Source organism: Bacillus sp. FG16 (genome assembly GCF_057809515.1).
This window is the reverse complement of sequence record NZ_JBMDKC010000042.1, coordinates 1-16,737: the sequence shown is the minus strand read 5'-3', so window position 1 is coordinate 16,737 and position 16,737 is coordinate 1. Positions and strand designations below refer to the sequence as shown.

The following is a 16,737-nucleotide window of genomic DNA, read 5'->3' as shown; positions in this document are numbered from 1 at the left end:
CTTACGCTTCTTGCTCTGTTGTTTCGTCTTCAATACCTAATTCTTTTTTAATCCAGTCGTAACCTTCAGCTTCTAGACGTTGTGCAAGCTCAGGGCCACCAGATTTAACGATACGACCGTTCATCATAACGTGAACGAAGTCTGGAGTGATGTAGTTTAATAAACGTTGGTAATGCGTAATCATTAGGCAACCGAACTCTTCGCCGCGCATTTGGTTAATACCTTTAGATACAACTTTTAATGCATCGATATCAAGACCTGAGTCGATTTCATCTAAGATTGCGATTTTTGGCTCAATCATCATTAATTGAAGAATTTCGTTACGTTTTTTCTCTCCACCAGAGAAACCTTCGTTTAAGTAACGTTGTGCCATTTCTGGATCCATTTCTAGGAATTCCATGTTTTTATCTAATGTACGGATAAATTTCATAAGAGAAATTTCATCGCCTTCTTCACGACGTGCGTTAATTGCAGAACGTAAGAAGTCAGCGTTTGTTACTCCGCTAATTTCACTTGGATATTGCATTGCTAGGAATAGACCTGCTTGTGCGCGCTCGTCTACTTCCATTTCTAATACATCTTCACCGTCGATGATGATGCTACCTTCTGTTACTTCATACTTTGGGTGACCCATAATCGCAGAAGATAAAGTTGATTTACCTGTTCCGTTAGGTCCCATAATTGCGTGGATTTCTCCACCTTTTACTTCAAGGTTTACACCTTTTAAAATTTCTTTGCCATCAATTGATACGTGTAAGTCTTTAACCGTTAATGTAGAACCAGCCATCTCAATACCTCCATTAATCCTATATATACATTTTAAAAATTCCTAAAACGTTCATATTCTCATTTTATTCTCATTCTAATCTTATATCAAATAAAATGATATCGCAAACGACGAAAAAAAGTAACAATTTTTTCACAAATGTATATAAGTATTTCCCTTGCATCCTTATATGATACACCTTTCTTCTTATTTATATAAAGAAAAAAGGACTGGTAATTTTCCAGTCCTTTCCTCATATTTATTCACTTACCGGAAGTACAGCACCTTTATATTCTTTATTAATAAAGTCTTGAATTTCTTTTGAATGCAGTACTTCTACTAATTCTTTAATTTCTTTTTTCTTCTCGTCACCTTTACGAACTGCAATAATATTTGCGTACGGAGAGTCTGATCCTTCAATCGCAATTGCATCCTTTGTTGGATTTAACTTCGCATCAATTGCATAGTTCGAATTAACGAATAAAGCATCTCCCTCATTATTTTCATACAACTTCGGTGAAAGTCCAGGTTCAACATCTGTTTTAAATTTTAAGTTTTTCGGATTTTCGACTACATCTTTTACTGTCGCCTTAACCACATCTACACCATCTTTAAGCTTAATCACGCCGCCTTTTTGTAACAATGCTAACATACGGCCACGCTCCGCTACGTTATTACTCATAATCACTGTCCCGCCATCTGGTAAGTCTTTTAAGCTTTTATATTTCTTAGAATAAATGCCCATTGGCTCTAAATGGATTTTTCCTGCGTTTACAATTTTATATCCTTTTTCTTGGATTTCTTTATCTAAGTAAGGAATGTGTTGGAAGTAGTTCGCATCAATTTCCTTATCCGCTAACGCTTTATTCGGCAACACATAATCTTGGAATTTTTTAATTTCTAATTTAATACCCTTTTTCTCTAATATCGGCTGTGCCTTTTCTAAAATAACAGCGTGCGGCACGTTAGAAGCTCCAACAACAAGCTTATTCTCCTCTTTCCCTCCGCAAGCAGCTAATGTAAATACAGACAGCGCTGTAACAACTGACAATAGAATCTTTTTCATATGATGTCCCCTTCTCCCCAATAGTTATGTAGTTATGAAAAAGAGCTGGCATCAGACCAGCCCTTTTCAGCAATTATTCTTTTACAGGAACAACTGCCCCTTTATATTCTTTATTAATGAAGTCTTCAATCTCTTTAGAATGTAATACTTCCACAAGAGCTTTAATCTCTTTCTTATCTTTATCGCCTTTACGAACAGCTACTATGTTTGCGTACGGTGAATCATTTCCTTCAATTGCAATTGCATCTTTTTCCGGATTTAACTTTGCATCAATTGCATAGTTAGAGTTAATTAAAACAGCATCGCCTTCTTTATTGTTATACACTTGTGGCAATAAACCAGGCTCGATATCCGTTTTGAATTTTAGATTTTTCGGATTATCTGCAATATCTTTTGGAGTTGCTTTAACTGGATCTACTCCGTCTTTAATTTTTAAAATGCCTTCTTTTTGTAAAATCGCTAAACCACGTCCATGGTCAGCAACTGAATTACTCATAATAATTGTTGCACCGTCTGGAAGCTCTTTTAAGCTCTTATATTTTTGAGAATATACACCAATCGGTTCTAAATGAATTTTTCCTGCTATTTCAAAATCATATTTTTTATCTTTAATTTCTTTTTCTAAATACGGAATGTGCTGGAAGTAGTTTGCATCTAAATCTTTATCCGCTAACGATTTATTTGGTAATACGTAGTCTTGGAATTTTTTAATTTCTAACTCGATTCCTTTTTTCTCAAGTAACGGTTTTGCCTTTTCTAAAATAACAGCGTGAGGTACGTTAGAAGCACCAACAACAAGTTTCTTTTCATCTTTATCTTTCCCGCCACAAGCAGCTAAACCAAAAATTGAAGTTGAAATAAGTGCCGTAAGTAATAATTTTTTCATTTGAAACATCCTCCCGTTTTTTATTATCGTTTATCTATTCGAGTCGTTAAACTATCACCAATCCACTGAATTAAAAATACAACTAGTAATACACAAATTGTCGCAACAATTGTTACATCGTTATTCCCTCTCTGGAATCCTTCTAAGTAAGCAAGTGTCCCAAGGCCACCAGCACCAACAACTCCCGCCATTGCTGTATAGCCTACTAAAGCAATTGTCGTAACCGTAATACCAGATACTAATGCTGGTAACGATTCTGGAATCAATACTTTTAAAATAATTGTGCTTGTTTTTGCTCCCATTGCTTTTGAAGCTTCAATTACACCTTTATCAATTTCGCGAAGTGCGATTTCAACCATTCTCGCGTAGAATGGTGCCGCTCCAATAATTAAAGCCGGCAGCGCTGCACTTGCTCCAAGAATTGTTCCAAGAAGAATCTTTGTGAATGGGATTAATAAAATAATTAAAATGATGAACGGTATAGAACGGAATATATTTACGAATGCTCCAATCACCGTATTAATTGATTTGTTTTCCCATAAATTATCTTTTGCTGTCATGAAAAGTAACAATCCTAAAATTAGTCCTAAAACAAATGTCGCAAGAGCTGCGATTGCCGTCATATATAACGTTTCACCAGTTGCTTCTAACATTTGATTCCAATCAACATTTGCGAGTAACTTATCCATGTGCAATCACCTCCAGCTCTACTTGATCTTGATGAATTCCTTCTATTGCTTGCTGGATCGCTGTTTCCTCACCATTTAAATGAACAACTAAACTACCGTAAGAACCGTTATTCGTTTGTGCGATATTTCCTTGCAAAATGCTAACTTCTATATCACTACGTTGCATTAATCGTTGAAGCACCGGTCTTTCTACAGCCTCACCGATAAACTGCAAACGAATCACTTTTCCATCTGGATATTTTTCAATTAAACTTTCAATCGTTTCATTTGTATCTTCAGAATCTGTTAACTGCTGTACAAATCGTTTCGTAATATCTTGCTTCGGATTACGGAATACATCAAGTACTGGACCCGTTTCTACAATCTTTCCTCTCTCCATTACCGCCACTCGATTACAAATCTTTCGAATTACGTGCATCTCATGTGTAATGAGTACAATTGTTAAACCAAGGCGCTTATTAATGTCTAATAGTAAATCCAAAATTTGATCTGTCGTTTCTGGATCAAGAGCCGACGTTGCTTCATCACATAAAAGTACTTGTGGGTTGTTAGCTAATGCTCTTGCAATCCCAACGCGTTGTTTTTGTCCCCCGCTCAGCTGAGATGGGTACGCGTCTCCTCTTCCTTCTAATCCAACAAGATGAATTAATTCATTAACACGTTTTCTTCTCTTCGTTTTATCAACACCTGCAATTTCAAGTGGAAACTCTATATTTTCACGTACAGTTCGTGACCAAAGTAAGTTAAAGTGCTGAAAAATCATTCCGATTTCTTGCCTTGCCTTACGAAGTTCACTTCCTGTAATTGCTGATATAACACGATTCGCAATTGTAATTTGGCCAGAAGTCGGTTTCTCTAACTGATTAAACAATCTGATTAAAGAACTTTTCCCAGCGCCGCTATATCCGATAACACCAAATATTTCGCCTTTTTCTATTTTTAAATTGGCGTTATCTACAGCAGTGACATCACCGCTTTTCGCCTTATATATTTTCCTTACATTCTCTAATAGAATCATGATGTTCACCCCTTTTTTGTTTAGATAGACTCCGCATTTTTTTATTTTTGATGCGTGTAGTCCACCGCTATCACTACTTTTATTATTTGAATGTCCTCCACATTCAAACAACAAAAAACCTTTCCGCTTTAGAGAAGCAGAAAGGTTTATATGCGTATATAACAACATTATCCCTCTCTCTCATCTCTCAAAGCATTCGCTTTGCAGGAATTGGCACCATTTCAACATAAGTTGACGGTTGCCGGGCTTCACAGGGCACAGTCCCTCCACCTCTCTTGATAAGAGAAATCAGATTCAATTTTCGTCTGATTTGAAATTTATGAAATTGTCTATATTTTATGACTTGAATTGTATCAATATACACTTACCATGTCAACAGAAATTTTCGTAAAAAATGAAACTTCAGAATTTTAAGCACCTACTGACATCGGTTTACATATATGAAACATTGATTCAACTAATAACATCGTTCGGTACGTTCCCGAATATTGTACACGCCCATCGTTCATTAACATTTGCAATCGTACATTTCCATTCACCAATTGCTCTATATCTTTTTCATCTAAGCAAATGATTTGTTCCGTTCCTCTTTCCTCATGTAGCAGCTCTATATAATCTCTTGAAATTTGTAACGAACAACTTTCATCTCTAAAACGGAAATTAACAGTTTTTTCCTCTCGTCTTAAAAGCGGTTCTAAATGATATTGACCATTAGCGTAATTTACAAATGATTGAAGCAAAGAATATAATCTCACCCTAAATCACATCCTTCATATCACTTTCTATTACATACCATTCCCTCTCACTAAAGAGCAATCCTGTTATTTTCGCTCGACAAATACTGTATCCATCCTGCATCTCGACATATTTCCCAAGAAATATGTCGAGGCGGCAAAAATTTTGCCGCCTACTTTAATTCCGTATATAAATATTCAACCGAATGAAATGCATATATCTTCTTCATCAGTGTCCCATTTTCAAAAACAAGTAAACAAGGTACACTTTCAATCCCATACTCTTTCGCTAAATGCGGAGCATAATTTAAATCTAACATCCCAATTTTGAGGCCTTCAATTGTCATCTCAACGACTGTTAACATCTTTTTTGCTAATTGGCATGTTCCACACATTGGAGTATATACATATAACACTGTTTTTTCTTCGTTCTCTATTAGGGCTGTAGCTTCGGCTCCTGTCCAATCAATCACTTCTATCATTCCTTACCGTAAATATTCTGTATAAACGTCAATGTCGGCTCCCCATAATACATTTGCTAAGTGTGTAGATGGCGCAGTTGCCACTTCTCGGTACGAGCGATCAATATAGATATGCTCGGCTTGCGGAAATTCTTTTCGAAATTGTTTCCTTAACTTTTCTCCAGCATCATCAGCATCCACTAGCACATACACTTCCTTATCAAAAAACTGATCAACGAGCTCATCCATTTTCGACAAACCAATTGTACCATTTGTACAAACAATTTCCACTGGTTCACGAATAATAGATTCAATCTTTCTTCTATCTGATGTACCTTCTACAATAATGACTTTTTCTACATAAATCATATGTCATCACCCGATCACCATATACTATATAACCTTGAACTTAGTATATAGTATATTCGTTATTTTCATGTTGTTTCCTGTTTATTTTTGCAAAAGAAAAGCGGAAGCGACTGTTTAGCCCTGTTGGCTAAGGTTCTTCCGTACAGAAGACGCTTTTTTTCTTCCCGTGCGGAAGGTTCTTAGACATGAAGGGCTAGGAGGTGGAGCTAGACAATGAAAAGCGGAAGCGGCTCGTTTAGAACAAGAATGTACCCGAACTCCTTCACTCAAGGCTCTTTTCGCCTCAAGTGAAGGAGTGAAATGCCCAACTTTTTATTCCTTTTGGCTAAAGTTCTTTCGCACAGAAAACGCTTTTTTGTCTTCTTGTGCAGAAGATTCTTAGACGTGAAAAGCTAGACAACGAAAAACAAAAGCGGCTAGACCTGCATAAAGATTAAACAAAAAAGTTTTTTCAAAAAACGTTCTCCTACACGATAATTAGTATATGATTCTACATTCATTATTTTACACAAAATAAAAAAGGACAGCACAAAGGCTGTCCTTTAGTCGACTATAATTAGTCTTGGTTTGTCATTTCTGCATATTTTTCTGCAGTTAATAACTTCTCAACTTGGCTTGCATCAGAAAGTTCAACTTTAACCATCCATGCACCCTCATATGGAGATTCGTTAACAAGTTCTGGTTGGTCACTTAATTCTTCGTTTACTGCTACAACTTTACCGCTTACAGGTGCGTATAACTCAGAAACTGTTTTAACAGATTCTACGCTTCCGAATGGCTCGTCAGCTTCGATTGTTGCACCTACTTCAGGAAGTTCAACGAATACGATATCGCCTAGCTCACCTTGTGCAAAGTGAGTAATACCGATAACAACTTCATTACCTTCAGTTTTTACCCATTCGTGTTCTTCAGAGTAACGTAAATTATTTGGAATGCTCATGACTGTACCTCCAGTGAATGTATTAATTATGTAAAAATACCTTATTGGTACTTTTTCCACACACTTTCAAACTGCTCTTCGTTAAAACCAAGTGTTACATTCGTTCCATCTGTTACAATTGGACGTTTGATCAACATGCCATCAGATGCTAAAAGCTCATACATTTCGTCTTCGCTTGCATCTTTCAACTTATCTTTTAGACCAAGTTCACGGTAACGCATTCCACTTGTATTAAAGAATTTTTTTAATGGTAATTCACTTTTTTCATGTAAATTACGTAAATCTTCTTTTGATGGTGGATTTTCAACAATATGAATCATCTCATATGCTACATCGTTTGCCTCAAACCATTTCTTTGCCTTTTGACATGTGCCACACTTTGGATATGAATAAAATGTTACTGTCATAAATTCACCTACTTTTTTACTAACCTTTACCTTTATCATATAGAAAACGTTTTATTATTTCAAACCATTATTCGCTAAACTTTTACTTATTTCGTGATAATTTTTAATAATCCTGCGAATTTTTCTTATTTTTCCGCCATTTGTTAAGAAAAAAATAAATATATAAATTTTTTAAAATTCTGCACCAAACATATATCTTAAACAAGCGTTTGATTAATTTCTTATTTTTCTTTGTTAGCCTTTGAACTACATGAGTTTCTTTCTACCGAACATACAGCTTAAACAAACGTTTGATTAATTCTCCATTTTTCTTTGTTAACCCTTGAGCTGCATCGGTTTCTTCCTACCGAGCATACAGCTTAAACAAACGTTTGATTAATTTCTTATTTTTCTTTCTTAACCTTTGAACTACATGAGTTTCTTTCTACCGAACATACAGCTTAAACAAACGTTTATTTTAAAAAAATAAGAAGCCTTTTTTACAGGCTCCTTCATCATCGACTTAAGTAATCCGAAATGGTTTGAAATACTACTATATACATATTATGAATATTTCGATCGGAAACAGTATCATTATATAATCCCATACCCCAATATTGACCTTCAGGGTTCCCCATATTTACAAACCCTTGCGTATACGTCATCGTTTTATCCTTTGGGGTATTATCATAATCTAAATCCTTGTTAGTAAAAATTAAATACGGTCTATCTTGCAAACCAATAAAAAATACCGGCTTCTTTAACGATAAAAATAAGTCCGTATACTGCTCCTTTGATGCCTCTTTAAAGTATTCTTTCATAACGAAAAAACCATCAACTTTTGCTGATTTCTCCTGCATTTCTTCTAACTTTATACTTTCAAACTTTACATTCCTAAACGTATCTTTCGGCTTTTCTCCAACAACTCCAATTACGAGTGCTCTTCCGTTATATTCTAATTTTTCTCCTTCGTTATTCTTTGCACACCCAGCACCTACTAGGCATAACAATATAAAAACTAAAAAATATGATAAACGCTTCATTTAGCACCCTCCCCCTTCTTTTTAGTCAAGTGACAAAAACGTAAGGTTAATTCAAGAAAATGTAAGTAAAATCGATAGCCCAATTCACGTTTCTATATTATAATCAATTGAATTTACTTACATTACTAAACATAGGAGATCAACATGAAGAAATTTAAACTTTCATCTTTTCTTCCGTTAAGTTATATACTTCTACTCGTACTCGTAAGTCCCCTTTACGATGTATTAAATAAAACAACTGTTCACGCAGTAGACGTTACAACTGTAGTAGATGATTGGATTCCATTTGTAAAAGCATTTATTATTCCTTATTTACTTTGGTTTCCATACTTATACGGTGCACTTATTTATTACTGCTTCGCTGACCGAAAGCAATATTATGTCACTTTAAGTAGTGTTATTTTTGGAAAGCTTGCTTGTTTTTCTATTTATTATTTTTGGCAAACAACTGTACCGCGTCCGACTGTCGTTGGAACAGATGTATTTTCTGAACTAGTTCGCTATATTTATAGTATCGATCAACCGGTAAACTGTTTCCCTAGCATTCACGTTCTTACTACATTTGTAATTATGTTAGCTGCCTTTAAGCGTAGAGAACAACATGCTTTTGAATATTACATCCTTACTTTCTTCGGTACACTTATTATTTTATCAACGCTATTTACGAAGCAACATGCCTTTGTAGATGCCGTTTCTGGAATGACACTTGCAAGCATACTTTACTTCGGTGTTCAACTTTTATTAGCAAAAGAAACAGTACGTGTTCCAGTAAAACAAAATCATAAAATGTAACATAAAAAAGCAGACTGTGGCTTCTCAGTCTGCTTTTATCTATTATTAAGGAGATTTTCAATTTAAGATTGCGGTACAGTCATATCACCAGAATGAATACGACCTGCTTTTTTAAGAGCAATGTAAAGTATATAAGAAACAGCTACTGGAATGACGATATAAGTAATTACCATCGCCGGGACAACTTCCCATCCTTCGCTGGAAATTAAATTAATTGGTGCGATAAGAGAACTTAATCCAAGACCTGCAATTTCTTTTCCTGCTTCCAGTTGGAAAATTAATGCGGATACCGGACCGACTATAGCACTGGCGACGACAGTTGGGACGAGAATCATTGGATTTTTAGTGATATTTGGCAACTGTACTTTCGGAGTACAAAGAGCTTGAGCTAATATGCCACCTAAATTGTTTTCTTTCGCTGATATGACAGAGAATCCGATAAACTGAGCGACGCATTCGGCAAGAGCTGCACCACCTGCAACACCGTCTAAGCTAAGTGCGATCGCTAACGCAGCTGATGAAGCTGGCGAGATAAGTAATAGTCCCCAAACTACTGCAATGACGATAGAAGCGATGAATGGGCTACCAGCTGAGCTATCTTTAATGAACGCTCCAACTGCATTTAAAACAGGAGTAATATTATGAGATAACCAAATACCAACTAAACCAGAACCTAATATGGCCGCAAATGGAACGAGCATCATATCTAAAGCAGTTTTTCCGCTTAAACGTTTACCAATATATACAGCTAAAGTTGCTGTTAATAAAGCACCGATTGGCTCACCTGTTTTAATAATTAGACCAGCTTCAGTAATTGAAATGGATCCGGCACCAATTGCTCCAGCCACCATAGCCGAGAAGATTACAAGACCATTTGCACCGAGCATAAAAGCAATTCCTGCACCAATCGCTGGTGCCATTAGTGATTTTGCAACAACTCCAATTGTAATAAGCAACGGAATATCAACAATTCTTCCTATATTTTCGATTAGTAAACCAATTCCGAGGGATACGAAAATACCTTGTGCGATACCAGCAGATGCTTTAAATACACGAGACATTATATATTCCTTCATTTGTTTCACCTTCTCCTATAAGTTAGTAACCAATTGTTTTCATATAATCACGTAAAATATCGTTTGATTTTGCGAATCGAGATTCTTCATCCTCTGTTAAATTGAGTTCTACAATTTCTCTTATACCGTCTCTAGTAATAATAGCTGGTACTCCTGTACAAATATCATATTCACCGTACTCACCATCTAAAATAGCTGATACAGCAATGACACGGTGATCATCATTAAAGATTGAGCTTGCAATATATGCTAGAGAATTTCCGATTCCGTAATAAGTAGTTCCTTTACGTTTATAAATTTCCCATCCGGCTTTTGCAGTCTTCTCAACGATTTCATCTAAATCTATTTCACCAAATCGTTCTTTTTGTTCTTCTAAAATTTGCAGAATTGGCTTTCCACCAACAGTTACATGAGACCAAGCAACCATTTGAGAATCACCATGTTCTCCTAATGAATACCCATGAATACTACGAGGATCTACATGTAACATTTCAGATAAAATTGTTCTTAGGCGAGAAGAATCTAATGATGTTCCTGTACCGATTACGCGATTTCTAGGTAATCCAGATAATTTCCATACTTCATATGTGATAATATCAACTGGGTTCGATGCGAGTAAGAAAATACCATCAAATCCACTTGCCATTACGCCGCCAACAACACTTTCCATAATCTTCGCACTCGCTCCTAAAGTATCTAAGCGACTTTGTCCAGGTTTTGGTGCTGGTCCTGCAGTAATAATGACAATGTCCATATCTTTGCAGTCTTCATAGCTTCCTGCATATACTTTTGTTCTTGTATTTGTAAAGTTAATGCAATGTGATAAATCCATTGCTTCCCCAACTGCACGTTCATGATTTATATCAATTAATAATAGTTCTTCGCAAATTCCTTGATTTACAATGGAATACGCACAACTTGATCCAACTAATCCAGTACCGATAATTGCAATTTTTCTTGTATGTCTTTTCATAGCAATCTCTCCTAAGTGATCATATAATCTATTTCTTTTGTTCTTTACACTCTTAATTATAGAGGTTCTCACGATAGAAACCATGGATACTTTGTGAAATATTGATCAAAGTATTTGTCCTTTTTGTGAATTGTTATATTACATTTTCGTCATATTTGTTACAACTGGAAAAATATTTATTATGTATTTATTGACATACAAAAAAATAAAACGAGCGAATCTATTTTCGCCCGTTTTTTCATCCTATTATTCTGCACTTAACTGACTTTTTAATTGCTGCACGATCATCGGATTCGCAGGTGCTGCCGGTTTGTAATAACTCTTTTGCTTTGCGTACTCATACATATTACGTTGACGCATTTCATCTTGATTACGAATTTGGATTAACGTTTGATGTAACTGTTCATTATCAGACTGAGAAATATAATTTGCATAACTTGTTAAACTTGCATTTAATCCTGCTAAATAATCATTTACCATATCTTTTTCATTCATCTTTCTCTTCCTCCTATCCTAGGAAAGTCATTAATTGCTGTTTCGTATTTCTTGCATCTTGCGCATCTTTTTGTAGCATTTGTTTCAGTTGTGGATCTGTACACGTCTGTGCATACTGCTCCAACTTGTTAATAATCGTTGCATGTCCACCAATTAAATGACGTAAGTTTTCTACTTCAAGCTCTGTTAAGTTTTGCATATAACATACCCGCCTTTCTTTGTTCATTCATCATTAGTATTTGGTTCTTTTTGGATTGTATTCATCAACTTTTCCCACATATAAACAAAATAAAAGATGAATAGCTAGGCCATTCATCTTTTATGCTAAATATTCATTCAATTTTATAAAGAAACAATCATACTTATACTCACAAGTAGGTTCCATACAATATGTAAAATGATGCTAGGTAAAATAGATTGTGTTTTCTTATATAACATAGCAAATACAATCCCCATAATCATTGCCGTAACCGGAAAACCACCATGAAGAATCCCAAAGATAAAGGAAGAAATAATAATACCAACTAGAAAACTATATTTCTTTTCAAAAAATCGATACAAAATACCTCTATATAAAATTTCTTCTTTAATTGGTGTAATTATAGCAACACTTAACACATATATAATACTTTGTAGACTATTTTGAAGTCCTAAGCTCCCTAATTGATCTCTTTGCTGCTCTGCACTTTCAAAGCTAAACAACTCTAACATTACATACTGAGTTAATGCAATGATGATAAAACCTATTAATAAATACAAGTAGGTTTTCCCATTTTTTAAAATAGATACATCCCATATGTTCTTAATAAAATGAAGCACTGGTTTATACGCAAATAAAACAATAGTAACAACAGCTGCATCAAATAGAAGTAAATAATATCCCTCTAAATTAGCACGTAATACCTCTTCTCCAAAAATTCCAAGGGCTAAAGCAAGGAATAATCCCCCTAAGAGTGAGAACCCTAGAATGCTTGCAATCGTTACAACTAGATTTTTATATGTTATGTTATCTACTTCTCTTTCTGCATTATACGCGTCTAATACTGTTTTTCTCATACTATTCCTCCATTTGTTTTCATTACCTTAACAAAAAACCCTTAATACAAATATATAGATAATATAACAATTTTTTCAAAAAGAATAATATGCAATTTTACATATCATGAAAGCTTTGTATTATATAGTTTTTGGAATTAGATTACTATAGAATAATTATTAGATGAAATTCCAAAAATTTCTTATCTATCCACCATAACTCTCGCATCATATAAAATTTATTAGTTAAAGGAGCAATGAACATGAAAACACATGACTTCCTTACAGGAATCCAGAAGGGCTCTGAGCCTAGTCCATATCAAGATCCTATTGCTTTTATTTTCGTTTGCCTTTCCGTAGCTATATACACATTTTTCAAACCTGCTAAATAATATCATGTAATGAGAAAAAGCCTACCGCTCTTTTCGAATCATATGCACTAAAAAACCTTAGAATCACTTCTAAGGTTTTTGTTTGCCTCGTTTCTTATTCACGTAATCCTTTAATAAACGTTTCCAATAATACATGTAAACTTGTATCTAAATCTAACGGCAAACCAAATCCACCTTGCTGTTCAATTGACGCAAACCCATGACAAATACTTCTAAATCCACGTGTCGCATGAAGTGCATTCTCTCCTTCTAAGCCATACTGTTGTAAAACCTGAAGACAAAGCTTTACAATTCCGTCACCTGCTTTTCTTACTTCTTCATCTCGTAAAAAAGTTGCTTCATATAGTCCAGGATGTTTTCGGACAAATGCTACATATGCTTCTCCTAATGCATGAATTGCTTCATCCATCTGTTTATCCTCGGCCGCTTCTTCCAGTTTGTTATGCAACTGTTGTATTCCGTAAATACCAAGATGTTTCCGTACATCTTGTAACCCTTTTACATGATTATATAGTGAGGGCGAACGTATCCCTAACCTTTGCGCTAATGAAGCTAACGTTACTTCTTGTATTCCATTTGTATCTGCAATTTCTGCAGCTGTTTCTACAATTTTCTGTAATGTAAGTCCGATTCTCGGTGACATAAATTACCCCTCTCTCTTACTTTCTATATTCCGCTTCGCTTCCTTAATAGAAAGCTCTATGACGGCCCCTGGATTTTTTATCATTTTTCCGTGCCCTGCCGCAAGCAAGGAAGGTTCATATTCACTTAGCTTCTGTGCACTTTGTAATGATATTTCTTTGCTCCACGTTGCCATCGCTGGAAACGGAAACCAAAATTTCATTTGTCCCGAAACAGCCATACCTCCTCTTGTTTGAAATGCATCCCCAACAATAAGAGCTTTATTTCGTATATCAAGAAACGACATGGATCCTGGTGTATGTCCCGGTGTCATAATCGCAAGAAGCGATCCAACTCGGTCGCCATCTTCTAATAAAACATCAGGTACCGTTTTTACTTTTTTAGGTACACCGCCTTTTATCGGTATATTCGGTTCATCCTTTTGTAACGTCGTATCTCCTTCTAACAGCTTTGCGTCCCGCTTAGAAATATGGACTGGAACATGAGGAAGTACTTCCTTTAATGCATCTAATGCACCGATGTGATCATCATGCGCATGTGTTAATACAATCTTAGTAATTGGTTTTCCTATTTTCTCAGCCGCCTGTAAAATACCTTTTGCGCTATATGGCAAAGCCGCGTCAATTAAAGTTAAACCATCATCTTCCTCTACAAAGTAACAATTTACAGGAAACGCTCTTGGCAAAAATGACAATTGATATAACGTTTTTTCATGTATCATCCTCATAGTCCCATCTCCCTTTTCACGAAAACTAATACCATTAGTTTTATTATACTAATGGTATTAGTTTTATGTCACTAAAAATTTCTTTTTTTCAAAAAAAAGAACAGTAGCCGTATAAACGACTACTGTTCTTTAAAGATATTAAACTGTGTAACGCTCATCTTCTAAAATTTTCGCAGCGATTTCACGTTTCTTCGGAATTACGTTAAGTGGTGTGTGGCGAGTTAATTTACGTAATGATGATAACATCATGCGCAGCATGTCGCCGTTTTCAACTGCGATAAGTGTTTCTTTCGCGTCTGCTTCGATTTCGTTAAATGCTTCTTGGCAGAATACTTCAGTGTATAACACTTTTTGTTTATTCTTTTCAAGACCAGTTGTTTTGATTGCTTTTTCTGTACGAAGAACAGCTGATTCCATTGCGTATAGGTTGCTTACGATGTCAGCGATATTCACAAGAATTTCTTGCTCTTTATCTAATGCTTTACCGTATTTTTGAGCAGCTAATCCAGCTACCATTAAGCCTATTTTCTTCGCATTAGTTACTAAATACTTTTGAAGTGCTAATGGCTCATCGCCTACTTCTTCTGGCATCATCATCATTAACTCTTCTTGTAATTTTTGTGCTTTTTGAAGAAGTGGTAATTCACCTTTCATCGCTTTACGTAAGAACGTACCTGGTACGATTAGGCGGTTAATTTCGTTCGTTCCTTCGAAAATACGGTTAATACGAGAATCGCGGTACATTCTTTCAATCTCGTATTCTGCCATAAATCCGTAACCACCGTGAATTTGAACACCTTCATCTACTGTATAGTCTAATACTTCAGAACCGAATACTTTGTTTAAAGAGCACTCGATTGCATATTCAGCGATAGAAGCTGCTACTGCTTTACCGTCTTTTACTTCTTCTTCAGATAATGTGCTCATGCGGCTTTCGAATAAACCTACTGTACGATATACAGAACTTTCAGCTGCATATGTTTTTGCTGCCATATTCGCAAGTTTCTCTTGAATTAATGGGAAGCGAGCGATTGGTTGCTTGAACTGTTGACGTTGGTTTGCATATTGTGCTGAAATTTCTACTGCACGTTTTGCAGATCCAACTGTACCAACACCTAATTTATAACGACCGATATTTAAAATGTTGAATGCGATAATATGACCTTTACCGATTTCACCAAGTAGGTTTTCTTTCGGTACTAACGCATCTTCTAAAATTAACGTACGAGTTGAAGAACATTTAATACCCATTTTCTTCTCTTCAGGGCTTGTAGATACACCAGCGTATTCTTTCTCTACGATAAATGCTGAGAAATGCTCTCCATCAATTTTTGCATATACAACGAATACGTCAGCGAATGCAGAGTTTGTAATCCACTGTTTCTCACCGTTTAATACATAATGTGTACCTTCTGCATTTAAACGTGCAGTTGTTTTTGCGCCTAATGCGTCAGATCCTGAACCTGGCTCAGTTAATGCGTATGCAGCTAATTTTTCACCAGTTGCAAGTAATGGTAAATACTTTTTCTTTTGCTCTTCGTTACCGAATAATACGATTGGTAAAGATCCGATACCTACGTGAGCACCGTGAGTGATTGCAAAACCACCAGCGCGAGAGAATTTCTCTGCGATTAACGCTGAACTTACTTTATCAAGACCAATTCCGCCGTACTCTTCTGGTACGTCAGCGCCTAATAAACCAAGCTCCCCAGCTTCTTTTAAAAGACGAACTGAACGATCAAATTCATGTTGCTCTAAATATTCAAGCTCTGGAAGAACTTCATTTACGATAAAGTCCTCTGTCGTTTTTGCAATCATTTTATGCTCAGATGAAAAATCTTCTGGCGTAAACACTTGATCAATCGTAATCTCATCAACTAAAAAGCTACCGCCTTTAACCGCATTTCCTACTGTTTTTTCCATGAAAATTTCCTCCTTCATATTTTCATGAGCAGCTTCTCTCTTTTTGAAAGAAGCTGGCTCTCCCGTTTATTTTTTATAAACCTTTGTTGCTTCCATTCTTTGCTTTAGCGTCGTCTCGTTCTGAGCAAGCCGCTTGCACTTTTTTTATAATCCAGTTCCAGTGGCTAGAACAGTCGGTCGTTTCACCCCTTCCTGTGAGGCAAAAAGCGCCTCTTCGTCAGGGCTTCCAACGCCCTTCTGTTCTGAGCGAGCCACCTGCACTTTTTATCTAATCCAGTTCCAGTGGCTAGAACAGTCGGTCGTTTCACCCCTTCCTGTGAGGCA

At 35.9% G+C, this 16,737-nt stretch carries 20 protein-coding genes and 1 riboswitch; of the genes, 1 reads left to right on the top strand and 19 read right to left on the bottom strand.

All coding sequences use genetic code 11. The features are described 5' to 3' along the window. Position 1: 1 nt before the first annotated feature. The 11 genes from sufC to ACODS7_RS16455 all read right to left on the bottom strand — a co-directional run bounded on the left by sufC (position 2) and on the right by ACODS7_RS16455 (position 8,358). A complete protein-coding gene (gene sufC / locus ACODS7_RS16505; RefSeq protein ID WP_000929163.1) occupies positions 2-787 on the bottom strand; it encodes a Fe-S cluster assembly ATPase SufC in 786 nt (261 codons plus the stop codon). A gap of 238 nt (positions 788-1,025) precedes the next feature. Further along, positions 1,026-1,832: a methionine ABC transporter substrate-binding lipoprotein MetQ gene (gene metQ, locus ACODS7_RS16500; RefSeq protein WP_224413682.1), complete on the bottom strand. Its 807-nt coding sequence runs from the start codon at positions 1,830-1,832 to the stop codon at positions 1,026-1,028. Between the two features lie 73 nt (positions 1,833-1,905). After that, positions 1,906-2,718: a methionine ABC transporter substrate-binding lipoprotein MetQ gene (gene metQ / locus ACODS7_RS16495; RefSeq protein WP_043935771.1), complete on the bottom strand. Its 813-nt coding sequence runs from the start codon at positions 2,716-2,718 to the stop codon at positions 1,906-1,908. A gap of 23 nt (positions 2,719-2,741) precedes the next feature. Further along, positions 2,742-3,407, bottom strand: a complete 666-nt coding sequence (locus ACODS7_RS16490) for a methionine ABC transporter permease (protein WP_000359401.1) — start codon at positions 3,405-3,407, stop codon at positions 2,742-2,744. Then, on the bottom strand, positions 3,400-4,425 hold the full coding sequence (locus tag ACODS7_RS16485; protein WP_029443532.1) for a methionine ABC transporter ATP-binding protein: 1,026 nt from the start codon (positions 4,423-4,425) through the stop codon (positions 3,400-3,402). Before ACODS7_RS16485 ends, ACODS7_RS16490 begins: the two co-directional genes overlap by 8 nt. Positions 4,426-4,602: 177 nt before the next feature. Continuing rightward, positions 4,603-4,710, bottom strand: a riboswitch (SAM riboswitch). 125 nt (positions 4,711-4,835) lie between these two features. Continuing rightward, positions 4,836-5,180 (bottom strand): hypothetical protein, encoded by a 345-nt coding sequence (locus ACODS7_RS16480; RefSeq protein WP_029443533.1) that lies wholly within the window; start codon positions 5,178-5,180, stop codon positions 4,836-4,838. A gap of 152 nt (positions 5,181-5,332) precedes the next feature. Beyond that, a complete protein-coding gene (locus ACODS7_RS16475; protein ID WP_002025020.1) occupies positions 5,333-5,641 on the bottom strand; it encodes a thioredoxin family protein in 309 nt (102 codons plus the stop codon). A gap of 3 nt (positions 5,642-5,644) precedes the next feature. After that, positions 5,645-5,989 carry a toprim domain-containing protein gene (locus tag ACODS7_RS16470; protein WP_000640870.1) on the bottom strand — a complete coding sequence of 115 codons (345 nt, stop codon included), beginning with the start codon at positions 5,987-5,989 and terminating at the stop codon, positions 5,645-5,647. A 556-nt stretch (positions 5,990-6,545) separates the two neighbouring features. Continuing rightward, complete coding sequence (gene gcvH, locus ACODS7_RS16465) at positions 6,546-6,929, bottom strand: glycine cleavage system protein GcvH (protein ID WP_000026896.1); 384 nt, start codon at positions 6,927-6,929, stop codon at positions 6,546-6,548. Positions 6,930-6,970: 41 nt separating this feature from the next. Then, the gene (locus ACODS7_RS16460; RefSeq protein WP_000218968.1) at positions 6,971-7,336 is read right to left on the bottom strand and encodes an arsenate reductase family protein; all 366 of its coding nucleotides are present in this window, start codon (positions 7,334-7,336) and stop codon (positions 6,971-6,973) included. 494 nt (positions 7,337-7,830) lie between these two features. Beyond that, positions 7,831-8,358 carry a hypothetical protein gene (locus tag ACODS7_RS16455; protein ID WP_000826910.1) on the bottom strand — a complete coding sequence of 176 codons (528 nt, stop codon included), beginning with the start codon at positions 8,356-8,358 and terminating at the stop codon, positions 7,831-7,833. A gap of 144 nt (positions 8,359-8,502) precedes the next feature. On the opposite strand from ACODS7_RS16455, the gene ACODS7_RS16450 reads away from it, so the two are divergent. Further along, positions 8,503-9,150 carry a phosphatase PAP2 family protein gene (locus ACODS7_RS16450; RefSeq protein ID WP_016079828.1) on the top strand — a complete coding sequence of 216 codons (648 nt, stop codon included), beginning with the start codon at positions 8,503-8,505 and terminating at the stop codon, positions 9,148-9,150. Between the two features lie 62 nt (positions 9,151-9,212). On the opposite strand, the gene ACODS7_RS16445 is transcribed toward ACODS7_RS16450, so the two are convergent. From ACODS7_RS16445 to ACODS7_RS16410, 8 genes are all read right to left on the bottom strand, one after another. Then, positions 9,213-10,226: a PTS sugar transporter subunit IIC gene (locus ACODS7_RS16445; RefSeq protein ID WP_243168256.1), complete on the bottom strand. Its 1,014-nt coding sequence runs from the start codon at positions 10,224-10,226 to the stop codon at positions 9,213-9,215. A gap of 22 nt (positions 10,227-10,248) precedes the next feature. Beyond that, a complete protein-coding gene (locus tag ACODS7_RS16440) occupies positions 10,249-11,199 on the bottom strand; it encodes an L-lactate dehydrogenase (protein ID WP_016079827.1) in 951 nt (316 codons plus the stop codon). A gap of 246 nt (positions 11,200-11,445) precedes the next feature. Then, positions 11,446-11,694: a spore coat protein gene (locus ACODS7_RS16435; protein WP_001002992.1), complete on the bottom strand. Its 249-nt coding sequence runs from the start codon at positions 11,692-11,694 to the stop codon at positions 11,446-11,448. Positions 11,695-11,707: 13 nt separating this feature from the next. Then, positions 11,708-11,893: a hypothetical protein gene (locus ACODS7_RS16430; protein WP_001180555.1), complete on the bottom strand. Its 186-nt coding sequence runs from the start codon at positions 11,891-11,893 to the stop codon at positions 11,708-11,710. A 143-nt stretch (positions 11,894-12,036) separates the two neighbouring features. Beyond that, complete coding sequence (locus ACODS7_RS16425; protein ID WP_001232991.1) at positions 12,037-12,750, bottom strand: CPBP family intramembrane glutamic endopeptidase; 714 nt, start codon at positions 12,748-12,750, stop codon at positions 12,037-12,039. Between the two features lie 465 nt (positions 12,751-13,215). Further along, positions 13,216-13,764: a TetR/AcrR family transcriptional regulator gene (locus ACODS7_RS16420; RefSeq protein WP_029443535.1), complete on the bottom strand. Its 549-nt coding sequence runs from the start codon at positions 13,762-13,764 to the stop codon at positions 13,216-13,218. A gap of 3 nt (positions 13,765-13,767) precedes the next feature. Beyond that, the gene (locus tag ACODS7_RS16415) at positions 13,768-14,490 is read right to left on the bottom strand and encodes an MBL fold metallo-hydrolase (RefSeq protein WP_029443536.1); all 723 of its coding nucleotides are present in this window, start codon (positions 14,488-14,490) and stop codon (positions 13,768-13,770) included. A gap of 138 nt (positions 14,491-14,628) precedes the next feature. Further along, a complete protein-coding gene (locus ACODS7_RS16410) occupies positions 14,629-16,413 on the bottom strand; it encodes an acyl-CoA dehydrogenase FadE (protein ID WP_000416293.1) in 1,785 nt (594 codons plus the stop codon). Positions 16,414-16,737: the final 324 nt, after the last annotated feature.